At 49.0% G+C, this 12,523-nt stretch carries 13 protein-coding genes; 9 read left to right on the top strand and 4 right to left on the bottom strand.

The annotated features are described in order from the left end of the window. The first annotated feature begins 11 nt into the window (after nucleotides 1-11). Together BLQ82_RS09225 and BLQ82_RS09220 are read left to right on the top strand one after the other, a co-directional pair. A complete protein-coding gene (locus BLQ82_RS09225) occupies nucleotides 12-716 on the top strand; it encodes a Crp/Fnr family transcriptional regulator (RefSeq protein ID WP_062528186.1) in 705 nt (234 codons plus the stop codon). Nucleotides 717-755: 39 nt separating this feature from the next. Further along, on the top strand, nucleotides 756-1,250 hold the full coding sequence (locus BLQ82_RS09220) for a DMT family transporter (protein WP_062528187.1): 495 nt from the start codon (nucleotides 756-758) through the stop codon (nucleotides 1,248-1,250). 92 nt (nucleotides 1,251-1,342) lie between these two features. Here BLQ82_RS09220 and BLQ82_RS09215 read toward each other — a convergent pair whose 3' ends face one another. Together BLQ82_RS09215 and BLQ82_RS09210 are read right to left on the bottom strand one after the other, a co-directional pair. Then, entirely contained in the window at nucleotides 1,343-2,395 is a 1,053-nt protein-coding gene (locus BLQ82_RS09215) for an anthranilate phosphoribosyltransferase (RefSeq protein WP_062528188.1), read from the bottom strand. A 12-nt stretch (nucleotides 2,396-2,407) separates the two neighbouring features. Beyond that, nucleotides 2,408-3,004 (bottom strand): ANTAR domain-containing response regulator, encoded by a 597-nt coding sequence (locus tag BLQ82_RS09210; RefSeq protein WP_062528189.1) that lies wholly within the window; start codon nucleotides 3,002-3,004, stop codon nucleotides 2,408-2,410. A gap of 331 nt (nucleotides 3,005-3,335) precedes the next feature. On the opposite strand from BLQ82_RS09210, the gene nirB reads away from it, so the two are divergent. The 4 genes from nirB to BLQ82_RS09190 all read left to right on the top strand — a co-directional run bounded on the left by nirB (nucleotide 3,336) and on the right by BLQ82_RS09190 (nucleotide 7,407). Beyond that, a complete protein-coding gene (nirB, locus tag BLQ82_RS09205) occupies nucleotides 3,336-5,765 on the top strand; it encodes a nitrite reductase large subunit NirB (protein ID WP_062528190.1) in 2,430 nt (809 codons plus the stop codon). 18 nt (nucleotides 5,766-5,783) lie between these two features. After that, nucleotides 5,784-6,095 (top strand): nitrite reductase small subunit NirD, encoded by a 312-nt coding sequence (nirD, locus tag BLQ82_RS09200; protein ID WP_074648083.1) that lies wholly within the window; start codon nucleotides 5,784-5,786, stop codon nucleotides 6,093-6,095. 90 nt (nucleotides 6,096-6,185) lie between these two features. Further along, the gene (gene cobA / locus BLQ82_RS09195; RefSeq protein WP_062528191.1) at nucleotides 6,186-6,953 is read left to right on the top strand and encodes a uroporphyrinogen-III C-methyltransferase; all 768 of its coding nucleotides are present in this window, start codon (nucleotides 6,186-6,188) and stop codon (nucleotides 6,951-6,953) included. 130 nt (nucleotides 6,954-7,083) lie between these two features. Continuing rightward, the gene (locus tag BLQ82_RS09190; RefSeq protein WP_062528192.1) at nucleotides 7,084-7,407 is read left to right on the top strand and encodes an iron-sulfur cluster biosynthesis family protein; all 324 of its coding nucleotides are present in this window, start codon (nucleotides 7,084-7,086) and stop codon (nucleotides 7,405-7,407) included. 116 nt (nucleotides 7,408-7,523) lie between these two features. On the opposite strand, the gene BLQ82_RS09185 is transcribed toward BLQ82_RS09190, so the two are convergent. After that, the gene (locus tag BLQ82_RS09185; protein WP_062528193.1) at nucleotides 7,524-8,417 is read right to left on the bottom strand and encodes an Rpn family recombination-promoting nuclease/putative transposase; all 894 of its coding nucleotides are present in this window, start codon (nucleotides 8,415-8,417) and stop codon (nucleotides 7,524-7,526) included. A gap of 139 nt (nucleotides 8,418-8,556) precedes the next feature. On the opposite strand from BLQ82_RS09185, the gene BLQ82_RS09180 reads away from it, so the two are divergent. Continuing rightward, nucleotides 8,557-8,934, top strand: coding sequence for a DedA family protein (locus BLQ82_RS09180; RefSeq protein WP_062528194.1), 378 nt, complete (start codon nucleotides 8,557-8,559; stop codon nucleotides 8,932-8,934). Nucleotides 8,935-8,949: 15 nt separating this feature from the next. Here BLQ82_RS09180 and BLQ82_RS09175 read toward each other — a convergent pair whose 3' ends face one another. Further along, the gene (locus BLQ82_RS09175) at nucleotides 8,950-9,810 is read right to left on the bottom strand and encodes an AraC family transcriptional regulator (RefSeq protein WP_208810662.1); all 861 of its coding nucleotides are present in this window, start codon (nucleotides 9,808-9,810) and stop codon (nucleotides 8,950-8,952) included. Between the two features lie 170 nt (nucleotides 9,811-9,980). Here BLQ82_RS09175 and melA point away from each other — a divergent pair, with 170 nt between their 5' ends. Beyond that, nucleotides 9,981-11,279, top strand: coding sequence for an alpha-glucosidase/alpha-galactosidase (melA, locus tag BLQ82_RS09170; protein WP_062528196.1), 1,299 nt, complete (start codon nucleotides 9,981-9,983; stop codon nucleotides 11,277-11,279). 203 nt (nucleotides 11,280-11,482) lie between these two features. Then, nucleotides 11,483-12,406 (top strand): helix-turn-helix domain-containing protein, encoded by a 924-nt coding sequence (locus tag BLQ82_RS09165; protein ID WP_062528197.1) that lies wholly within the window; start codon nucleotides 11,483-11,485, stop codon nucleotides 12,404-12,406. Nucleotides 12,407-12,523 lie beyond the last annotated feature (117 nt).

The raw sequence follows: 12,523 nt of genomic DNA, 5'->3' as shown, positions 1-12,523 counted from the left end.
GGGAGCAGGCCATGAAAGAAATTCAGGATTCGGAGCAGCTTCAGGCATACATTGCAGCATATTCCCTGACGGCTATTTTTAATGAACAGCTTAGCGGGCATCTGCATCTCTACAGCTTCGCACAAGGGGAGCATATCTGCTCCAAAGGTGATCCTTCCGAATATCTATACGTTCTGGTCAAAGGGAAGCTGAAAATCTTCACCACCACTCCTGAAGGAAAAACGCTGATTATCTCGTTCAAAACACCGCTGGAGCTGATCGGTGATGTCGAATACATTCAAGGCACGGAAATGATTAATACGGTGGAGGCCGTATCCCCGGTGCATATGCTTGGCCTAGAATACCGCTGGCTGAACAAATACGGCAAGGAGCATCCGCCCCTGCTGCATTTTATGCTGGAAATGATCACTCAGAAGTTCTACCGCAAATCCAATTTCCTCAGCTTGAATCTGATGCATCCTGTAGAAGTGCGGCTAGCCAGTTATTTGCTGTCCATCTCCTATGATGAATCCGATCCTAACTTTACCGGCCAGCTGAGTACGATCAACCTGACCGACACCGCCAATTTTATTGGAACAAGCTACAGGCATTTGAACCGGGTCATTCACAAGCTTACACAAGACGGCCTGATCGAAAGGGAAAACGGACATCTTCTGGTAAAAGACAAGGCAGGGCTTACCGCACTTGCGAGCCGCAACATCTATGAGTCTAACTGAAAGACATAAGATTATGCTTTTGAATGGAGTGAATTAGAAATGTTAATAGGATTAATATTGGCGCTGATCGCCGGTTCGCTGGTTAGTTTACAGAATATTTTCAACACTAAGGTCAATGAGCATACGGGGTCTTGGTCCACTACAACCTTGGTGTTAGGTATGGGATTTATCGCCTCACTGCTAATGGGACTGATTATGGAAGGCAAAAATATGTTCACCCTGCAGCATATGCAGCCCTGGTATTGGTTCAGCGGCATGATCGGCGTAGGCGTGGTCATCTGTCTGGTGCAGGCCACCCGGCTGCTTGGACCTACTTATGCCATTTCCATCGTGCTCACCTCGCAGCTGGGATTTGCACTTCTCTGGGATTCACTGGGCTGGCTGGGCCTGACCAAGGTGGCGTTTTCCTTCAATCAGCTTATCGGAGTGCTGGTCATTGTTGGAGGGATTCTGGTGTTCAAGTTAGGAGGGGCGCGTGAGCCGCAAAGGGATTCAACAACAGGCAAGCCGCAGCAGGCGTTGAATTTGAAGTAAGAGGGAACCCTCTGAGGCATTTGAAAGAAGGCAGTAAAAAGTAAAAACGCGCATCCGTTTGAGTACGGGTACGCGTTTTTTTGGTTTATGCTTCAGATGGACAAGCCAGACTCTGACGGGGTTTTGCTGCCAAGCAGTGAGCTTCTCCATTTCGTATAGACTACCCAGGCGTCACCGTTATCCAGCAGATGCTTGCAGGTATAGAGGCCTTCTTCAATCGAATTGACTTTTCCGGCCAGATGCAGGCGGGCAGCCCCATTAAGCAGCACTTGATTGTAAAAGGCGATATGTCCGCCTCCCTGCAGCACAGCTTCTGCTGCCGACAATTGCAGCCGGGGAGTCCAGTCCATTTCCGGCACCGGCGTTTCCAAACCTAACAGCTCCGGATCAATAATGTCTAATTGGGCTGTTCCATCTGCCACGTAATATACCCTGTTCGGGCGGTCGATATAGAGATCCTCGGAGCCTTCCGCTCCTTGTACAACCAGGCCTTTGCGGTAGCCAAGCTTAAGAATCATTCTGGAGATGCGGTCAAAGACCGTATTATGATAGATTCCAAATACGATGTAAGGCGAGCAGGCGTAATCAATGAACTTTTCTACCGTATTCAAGATCGTCCGCATGCCGATATCCTCACGAAGCTGGCGGATAGACGCAAGAGGCGGACACCACGCTTCCGCATGGACGTACAGCACACCGCTTTTGCCTGCAGATTCCACCACTTCCGCCCGGCTGAGCGCAGTCGCCTCAATCCCCGATTCCTGAATAATATCCTGCAGGGTAATCCCCCATTTAGGCGGTAATGAGGCTGACCCGTGAAGGGTGACAGGAAGACCCGCCGCAGCACATAAGAAGGAAGTCGGAAACGTTGCGGCAAAAGACTTCTTCCGGCCATCATAAGGACCGGCACAATCCAGACCCTGCTGTACCGGTTCACGGTGGGCGTATTTGCGGCAGACGGACACAAAGGCCTCCAGCTCTTCAATGCTCTCCAGCTTAATCCGTTCCGCAATCAGAAAAGCACCGATCTGCACAGGTGAAGCTGTCTGGCTGAGAATGGCCTCCGCTGCGTATTCCGCTTCCTGGTAGCTTAAATCACGGGCTCCCCGTTTGCCCCGGGCGACTTCTTTTAGAATATTAATCATATGGGATTCTCCTTAAGTTTGATCCTGCAGCAGTTGATACACCTTAACTATAGAAGTAGCTACATCAACCATCCGCTTGCGTTCATTCATGGCTTGCTTGCGAAGAAGGTCATAGGCTTCGGATTCGCTGATATTCTTGGCTTTGGAGAGGATGCCTTTGGCCATATCAATCCATTTGCGCTCTTCAATCCGTGACAACAGCTGCTCCCGCTCCTTGAGCCACTGCTGGCGCTCGAAGCATTGCCTGGCACTGAAATGAAGAATCCAGTGAATGTCCTGAGGCTGCATGGAAGGGGACAAAATTCCGTCCACCATAATATCATCCCCGCAGGCAGCAACCGACAAGTTCGCCGTTGATGAGGTGCACCACCATAGAATGGGAGCGGTTTTGCACTGCATCAGCGATGCTCTCCAGGTGTTGATCTCTGTAACCGGCAGATCGAGGATGGAAGCATCCGCATCACGGATCATCAGCTTCGCCTCCTCTGGAGAAGCTGCAGCCGTGACTACATAACCACAGGAACGAAGCAGGGAGTCCGGTCCTGTTGATGAACGCTCTTCTGTGACGTTCTCTGTTTTGTTATTCTGAATAATCAACAGGGAATGCATAGTTTGACGCTCCTTTTTACTTCGTAGTCATCGGGTGGGGAAGAATTACATCTTAGATAAGAAAAAAAGGTGATGTAATATTATATAACACAAATTATGTGATTTTGTCGATAAATTAAAATTATAAAATTTTATGTGTTAACAATATTGACGTAAATTGAATTCCTGTAGTATAGTCGGTGTAAGAATTTCAACAAGTCTTCGAATACAATGGTGTATTCGCTTGAAGCGGCAATGGCGCCTGCTTTCACTTTTCACAACGGGAGATGTATGTTTCCGTGTGGAGTGAAGCGGGCTTTTTCTGTTGTCCACATGGAGAGGAGAGAGACAGATGACAGACATTCGCAAGAAACTCGTATTGGTGGGCAACGGGATGGCCGGGGTGCGGGCTATCGAGCATTTATTGAAATTGTCCCCGGAGGCTTATGAGATTACCATCTTCGGCTCAGAGCCGCATCCCAATTACAACCGGATTATGCTGTCCTCTGTTCTGGCAGGCGGCTCCAGCATGGAGGAGATCATTATCAATGATCTGGAATGGTATCACAGCCATGGCATCCGGTTATATATGGGCCACACGATTACTTCTATTGATACTGCTGAGCGAAAAGTATACTCCGATAAAGGAATCGTATTGCCCTATGATGAACTGATACTGGCGACAGGCTCCAATCCGTTTATGCTGCCGCTTCCGGGAGCCGAGAAGGAAGGGGTCATTGCTTTCCGCGATATCAAGGATTGCCAGATCATGCAGGAAACCTCACAAAGATACCGCAAAGCTGTGGTGATCGGCGGCGGGCTTCTGGGTCTGGAGGCGGCCAGAGGGCTGCTGCATCTGGGAATGGAGGTCTCTGTTGTACACATCCATCCTTATATCATGGAGCGCCAGCTGGATGAACCGGCATCCGTGATGCTCCGCAAGGAGCTGGAAGAGCAGGGAATGAAGTTTCTGCTGAATAAGCAGTCTGAAGCGATTCTCGGCAAAAAAAGAGTCAAAGGCCTGTTGTTCGCAGACGGAGAAATTGCCGAAGCAGATCTGATCGTTATGGCTGTCGGCATCAAGCCCAATGTCGAGCTGGCGCAGAAAAGCGGAGTCAAGACGAACCGGGGCATCGTCGTTAATGATTACATGGAAACAAATATTCCCGGCATCTATGCCGTGGGTGAATGTGCAGAGCATAGGGGGATTGCCTACGGGCTTGTGGCACCGCTCTACGAACAGGGGGCGGTTCTGGCTAAAAGACTGGCCGGTGCGGCAACTGACGGCTATGCCGGTTCGGTAACCTCAACCAAGCTGAAGGTGTCCGGTGTCGATGTCTTCTCGGCAGGCCAATTCACAGAGCAGCCCGGCACCAGAGCCCTCCGGTATCAGGACGAGATCGAAGGGGTTTACAAGAAACTGGTTATCCAGGATGACCAACTGGTCGGCGCCGTTTTGTTCGGGGATACCGGCGATGGTGCCCAGCTCTTTTCCATGATCAAAAATGGCGAAAACATTAAAGGCAAAGAAAAAGAGCTGCTGCTCGGCATATCCTCAGATGCACTGGCTTCCCCCAAAGGCAACCGGCTCGAAGGAATGGCCGATGACGAGATCATCTGCGGCTGCAACGGGGTATCCAAAGGTACTATTGCCGAAGCGATTCAGTCCGGCGGCTGTACGAGTGTCGGCCAGATCAAAGCCTGCACTAAGGCCTCCGCATCCTGCGGCGGCTGCAAACCGCTGGTGGAAGGACTCCTGCAGCTTTACGCCGGAGATAATGTAATGACAGTGAAGGAAGGCATCTGCGGCTGCACCACACTGGGACGGGACGAAATTGTCGCGGAAATCAAGCGCATGGAGCTGAAGACCGTTAAGGAAGTCATGAACGTCCTGGAATGGAATACGGAAGAAGGCTGTGCCAAATGCCGTCCTTCTCTGAATTACTATTTGGGGATGCTGTGGCCTGAAGAATATATCGATGAAAAAGAATCCCGGATCACCAATGAGCGTTATCATGCCAATATTCAGAAAGACGGAACCTACTCCGTTGTTCCACGGATATACGGCGGTGTAACCTCACCTGCTGAACTGATGAAGATTGCCGAGGTTGCCGCCAAATTCGAGGTTCCGCTGGTGAAGTTCACCGGAGGGCAGAGACTGGATCTGCTCGGTGTCAAAAAAGAAGACTTGCCCAAGATGTGGGAAGAGCTGGATATGCCTTCAGGCCATGCCTACGGCAAGACGCTCCGCACAGTCAAAACCTGTGTCGGCTCAACCTTTTGCCGGTTTGGTACCCAGGATGCCATGGGTATGGGAGTCCGGCTGGAGAAAGCATTCGAGCGGCTGAATACACCGGGCAAGGTGAAGCTTGCGGTATCCGGCTGCCCGCGCAATTGCGCGGAAGCAACGATTAAGGATTTTGGCGTGGTCGCCATAGACGGCGGCTGGGAGCTTCACATCGGAGGTAACGGCGGCGTGCATGTGCGGGCCACGGATCTGCTCTGTGTGGTCAAAACCGATGATGAGGTCCTGGAGTGGGCCAGCGCATTCCTGCAATATTACCGCGAACAGGCCGGCTGGAATGAGCGGACCGCGCAATGGGTGGAGCGGGTAGGACTGGACAGTATCAAGGAAGTGCTGGAGGTACGGGAGAACCGGCTTGCCCTTCAGGAGAGAATCCACACTGCGCTTAGTGTGACAACCGATCCCTGGAAGCAGATTGTGAATGAGCCGGAGCTGCGTAAAAATTTCGAGCAGTTGTCCGAAATGAAGACGGTATAGGAGGGGAACCTGATGGAAATGACCAAAATGCTTGTGGGCAAGGTGACAGATATTGATATTAAAGGCTCCCGTATCGTCAGAGTAGGTGACCGTGAGATTGCACTGTTCCGCCTGTCGGATGGAGAAGTGCTGGCGGTCGAGAATAAGTGCCCGCACAAAGGCGGAGCCTTGTCGGAGGGAATGGTCTGTGGCTCAAAGGTGCATTGCCCGCTCCATGATTGGCGCATTGATCTGCACACCGGTGTGGTCCAGGAGCCGGATCATGGCCATGTAGTTACGTATGAGGTCGAAGTGGACCAGAGCAATGGTTCAATCTATCTGACGTTGTAATCCTTATGAGTCCATATTAGGGGGGCTATTCATGAATAATATGAAACTAAGTGAACCGGTCAGCAGAATAGCAGCCACGGAGAGAAGCCTATGAACCAAGGGAGTGTGTCGATTGTCGGAGCAGGACCAGGAGACCCGGAGCTGCTTACCGTCAAAGCCGTGCGGAGGATTCAGACAGCTGACGTGATTCTCTATGACCGGCTGGTGAATGAAGAAATTCTGGGCTACGTGAAACCGGAGGCACTGAGAATCTACTGCGGCAAAGCTCCTGGCCGTCATTCCATGCCGCAGGAGGCCATCGAAAAGCTGATGATTAAATATGCAGCCGCCGGAAATCAAGTGGTCCGGCTGAAGGGAGGCGATCCCTATGTGTTCGGGAGAGGCGGGGAAGAAGCGCTGGCGGTCGCGGCCGCCGGCATCGCTTATGAGGTCATTCCCGGCATCACCTCAGCCATCGGCGCGGCGGCTTCGGCCGGAATTCCGCTGACCCACCGCGGGCTTGCAGCATCTTTTGCCATTGTGACGGGCAGCCGCTGCCATGATCATGCTTCAGCCGTGCACTGGGAAGGGCTTGTCCACAGCGTGGATACTCTGGTCATATATATGGGAGTCAGCACATTAGCTGAAATCCGTGAGCAGCTATTGAAGTATGGGAAGAACCCTGCGACACCTGCTGCGCTGATTGAGAATGGAACGACGGTCCGTGAACGCACAGTTACAGGAACGTTAGGCAATATAGATAAGCTGGCTGCCGCTATGAAGATCAGCAATCCGGCCATCATCATCATTGGGGAGTCAATTACCGTAAGAGATCAGCTGCTAAGTATGGAAAAGGCAGCGCGTTCCCGGATCGGCTAGCTATCGCTAACGGTTATATGGTGTCATAATTGAAGTGACTGCAATCACAGGAGTTGCGGGAAGAATAGGTCTATACTGTTTTGCACAGGTTCCGCTACGTACTTTACAGATCAAAGGAGAGAACTGTGAGATGCAAATTCAACTTGACCCATTAACCGTCAGACGGCTGGGAGAGAGCCTGGATGGCAGACCGGGCTTCCTCAAGCTGTTCTATGATACCGAAGATTGCGGCTGCAATGGTGTCCTTGTCATTCAGATCGTAGACTCACCCAATGCTACAGACATCGTTATTCAGAACGAACCCTATACTTTCTTGTGTGACCGCCAGCAGGAATCCTTATTCGATTCCTCTATGACCCTGGCCGCAGAAGAAAATTATCCTTCTTATAAGCTCACCAGTCCTTCCGGCCTGTTCAGCTCCAATCTTAGGGTTAAGGATCTCCGGAAAGGGTGAACTACAAGGCAACCCAGGCAACCCTAATCCTAAAAAACACGGGTACACTGTCCGGCTAAGGACAGTGTACCCGTTTGTTGTAGCTATGCATGTTCTATAATGAATTTGTTCTTTTCTCACTGCAATGGCTTTAACGCCCTAATCTCTTCCTCTGATAGCCCCGATGCTTCGGCTATTACAGAAGGATTGACATCTAGAGCAAGCAGTTTTCTGGCCACTTCTTTTTTTGCTTCAGCTTCTCCCTCAGCTTTTCCTTCGGCTTTTCCCTTAGCTTCCCCTTCAGCACGCGCACGTATTGCCGCTCTCTCAGCCGCTTCATACATAGACGCTTCATCGTGAAGATACTTCTGCCGGTCTTCATATTGTCTGCGGGCTTCCAAATCCTGACTCAAAAACTCTAAGGTATCCATTGCCTTTTTTAATACAGGTTCATTCATTGTCAGCACCTCCCACTTAGATTGATCTGTACCCTTTAGGAACAGCAGCCAATTCACTAGCCCGCCTTCTTCGATAGAGACAGCTTGCTCATCCAGCTTCGGAAGCTCGAGAAAGTGTACCTCAATGTCATCGATCAGCTCTATACCAGTCCGGTCTTCCCTTAAATGGAAAACACTATGATACAAATCGTTTGGCAGAAAAGCATAGTTTAAAATGTTAATGGTCACGCATCTTTTAAGTCTGCTGTAAGCCTGTCCTTCTTGTAATTGCCCTGAGTACTGCTTACTCCAATAAAATAACGTCCTTTTTTCAGTATCGTATTTATTAAACAACTGCATTTCTACATTGATGATCTCACCTTCGGTTGTTCTGGCCCGTATGTCCAGTATAGACTGTTTATCTCGAGGAGAGTCTTTCTCGGTGTACGGGTTAAGCAGGATAATCTCACTTAGCGGTGGCTTCCCGGCTTCAGCAAAAGTACGATTAAGAAAAGCAAGCAAAACATCGCGGTTCTCTTCGCTGCCAAAAATCCGTTTGAATAGAAAATCATTTCTAGGGTTAAGAAGCTCCATGAAAGATCAACTCCGTTTCACTATTCATTATATCATCATCAATCTTTGTTGAGTAATCCAAACGCCATTCTCGGTTAGCTTTTTCTAGCCATAAGCCATAAATTAATGATTCTTTAAGGAACGGGAGTTACACGTAGGGATGCATGGCGGCAGAAAATTGCTGGAGAAGTATGGGAAATATATTCTCTTTAACTCCCGCCACCTGGAGCAGTCCCAGCGCTGGTTCGAACGTTACGGGGAGGGGACCGTATTTTTCACCCGAATGCTGCCTTTTATCCGCACCTTTATCTCTTTGCCCGCCGGAATCGCCGGGATGAAGACCGGGAAGTTTATCTTTTTTACCGCACTTGGCTCCCTGCCCTGGAATATCGCGCTGGTCTATCTGGGATACCGCCTGGGTGACAATTGTACCATTGTTGAGAAGTACATGCGCCCGGTAAGCTATGCCATTTGCGGAGCAGCCGTTATCCTGATCATTCTATGGCTGATGCGGCGGAGAAAAGAACGTACCGTATAAACTGGCAAGCCCAGTCTATCCCTGCCGCAGCATCGAGCGGTATTCACTGGGCGACATGCCGCTGAATTTGCGGAACTGCCTGGAGAAATACAGGGCATCGTTGAAGCCGACGGAAGAAGCCACCTGATCAATTGTGAGTGTGCCGGAGAGCAGACTTTTGGCTTTGTCCATCCGCATTTTCAGCAGATACTGCTTGGGCGACAGTCCTGTTTTCTGCTTGAAAGCCTTGGAAAGATGCGCACGATGGTAACCTAGCGTAGCCGCCATATGATCAATGCTGATCTGCTGATGGAACTGCAGCGAGATCCAGCGGATAGCCTGGTCAATCTGGCGGTCGATGATTTCCGGCAGCTCCTTGGGCCTTGCGGGCAGAAGGGCAAGGTTGTCCTGCCCGAAATGGTGGAGCAACAGTCTTGTCCAGCCGGAAGCCTCCAGACTTTCCAGGCGGGGATAGGCAGATTGCTTAAAGCACAAGCGGATTCGTTCGTACAAGCTGTGCAGCTCAGATGTATTCTCTGTTTGCAGCAGCGGCCGCTCCTTCGTAATGCCGATATCGGCCAGAAGTCCGGATACACCTGTACCTTGAAGTGCAACCCAGGCATAGTGCCAAGGGGTGTGCTCATCCGCCTGATAGCTGAAAAGCGAACCGGGGAAGATCACGAAGGTATCACCCTTCCGGCACTGCTGAGTGACCGTGCTGCTCTGAAAATGACCCTTACCATCCAAAACAGTATGGATCAGATAATAATCATGTACGGAGGGTCCGATTTTATGGCCGGGAAACGGTTTGCCTTCGCCGCTGAACAGAACGGCGAGGTCTTGCTCCTCCGGCAGCAGATTGAATCCGGCTTTAAAGTCATAATGTTCAGGTATCATGGACAGTCCACCTTATTAATAGCTTGAGACACACTATTGTCAGGCTACAACAGGAATGTCTTAAATGCAACAATTATCCATACTTCTCTTGTCTTTATCCATATTCATTGTACACGCTATCATCTATATTTATTAATGAATAGTGCAACTAATGAGGAGGAGAAGCAGGGATGTCTAAAATTACATTTATCGGTGCCGGAAGTACAGTTTTTGCTAAGAATGTGTTGGGTGACTGCATGGGGACAGCGGCATTGCAGGGCTTTGAGCTTGCTTTGTTCGACATAGATTTGGAGCGGCTTGAGGATTCCAGAAGGATGCTGAACAATATCAAGGCCAGTACGGGCAGCACATGTATTGTGAAGGCCTACACGGACCGGAAGGAAGCGCTGCGTGATGCCAAGTACGTGATTAATGCGATCCAGGTAGGCGGCTATGAGCCATGCACGGTTACAGATTTTGAGATTCCTAAGAAATACGGACTCCGCCAGACGATCGCAGACACAGTCGGCATTGGCGGAATTTTCCGCAACCTGCGCACGATACCGGTTATGCTTGATTTTGCCGCCGATATCCGTGAGGTATGCCCGGACGCTCTTTTCTTGAATTACACCAACCCGATGGCAGTGCTGACTAATGTAATGAACACGTATGGCGGAGTGCAGACGGTGGGGTTGTGCCACAGCGTGCAGCACTGTATTCCCGGCTTATTCGAAGCGCTTGGTATGGACCAGACAGGTGTGCAGGCGAAGATCGCCGGTATTAATCACATGGCTTGGCTGCTGGAAGTTACGAAGGATGGAGTGGATCTGTATCCGGAAATTAAGCGCCGGGCTGCTGAGAAGCAACAAGAGCACCATCATGATATGGTCCGTTATGAAATGATGCTGAAGTTCGGATATTACATTACGGAATCTTCAGAGCACAATGCCGAATATCATCCCTATTTCATCAAACGGAACTACCCTGAGCTGATCGAACGGTTTCAAATTCCGCTGGACGAATATCCGCGCCGGTGTGTGGAGCAGATCAGCAAGTGGAAGCAGATGCGCGAGGAGCTGGTTCATGATACAGCGCTGCATCATGAACGCTCCCATGAATATGCTTCTTATATTCTTGAAGCCATCGAAACCGATGTGCCATTCAAAATCGGCGGCAATGTGCTGAATACCGGACTGATCACGAATCTCCCGCGGGAAGCCTGTGTTGAAGTGCCTTGTCTTGTCGATGCCAGCGGAGTGACTCCTACCTATGTTGGCGATCTCCCGCCGCAATGCGCTGCCCTCAACCGCACGAATATTAATACGCAGCTGCTGACTATTGAAGCGGCTGTAACCGGCAAAAAGGAGCATATCTATCACGCGGCGATGCTGGACCCGCATACATCCGCCGAGCTGTCGATGGATGACATTGTAGCCATGTGCGACGACTTGATAGCTGCCCATGGCCAATGGCTTCCGGAGTTTAAATAGAACTGGACAACAGATCTGAAGCGGAGAAGGCCTGAGAAATCAGGCCTTTTTTGCATTAAGCTAACGGGCAACAGTTTAGCGATAAACTCAACTCTAAAGCGAGTTCGGCTATCCTAGGCGGTTATAGTTTCCAAAATGAATCCTTAATATAATAAAAGTGGAAACAGCGCTGTTTCAATATTTCTTGGTTGGAGGATGACAAGATGAATATTATACCGGTTGGTCAAAATATCAGGAAGTTGCGTGATGAAAGAAATATTACACAACAACAACTTGCTGATTCACTCGGGTTAACCTTTCAAGCGGTAAGTAAATGGGAGTGCGGTACTACGGTTCCGGATATTGCAGTGTTACCAGAAATAGCAGATTATTTTAGCGTAACAATTGATGATCTTTTTAAACCTAGCATGCCAGCTTATCGTAATAAAGCAGAGCGACTTATGTCGAAATACGAAAGCGACATTAATAATTCTGAAACTTTTGAATTAGCAAACAAGGAATATACTAAACTTATTTCAGAGAAGAACGCTGCAGCGACAGATTTAGGGAGTTATGCTTATTTAAATGATTTACGTTCACAGCACTACTTGAAATTAGCAGAATCATTTTACGTACAAGCGAACGAGGAAGGTAAAAAACAAAAAGATGTATCGTTTTATAAAAACCAAAGACAATATATACTTTTTCTTTCTCGGCTGGGTAGACATGAAGAGAGTATAAATCGGCATGTTTCACTCCTGGAGCAAGAACCGAATGACCCTATGAATTATTCATCGTTAGTGGCAGCATACAAATGTGCTAGTGATAATGTAAATGCAATAAAAATCGCACAAAAAGGACTTTCTATTTTTCCGAATGATGCAATACTGCACGTATATGCAGGTGATACCTATAAACATCTTAGCGAGTTCGATAAAGCTTTAGAACATTGGAACAAGGCAATTGAAATTGATTCTGAGATGATCGATGCCCGTTATTCTATAGCATTCTATTTAATGGAGATAGGTCAATATGAAAAGGCTAAGGAAGCTTTTGTACAAATAAAAGAGTGGAATAATCAAAAGGGATTCTATATCGAGAACAGAGGGGTAAACATTGAGTTAAATAAACTAGAGACAAAAATATGATTTCAAAAGTGGTTCAACCTATAATACGAGAGAAGATATATTAGGCCATCTACCTTTTTGCACGAGAACACTACACAGTTCAATGAAACGAGGAACAGCTTGTAATCCCGGTAGCTG

The organism is Paenibacillus jilunlii, assembly GCF_900102965.1.
Classification (GTDB): domain Bacteria; phylum Bacillota; class Bacilli; order Paenibacillales; family Paenibacillaceae; genus Paenibacillus_AQ; species Paenibacillus_AQ jilunlii.
The sequence above is the reverse complement of the archived record's forward strand: the minus strand, read 5'-3'. Positions and strand labels throughout refer to the sequence as shown.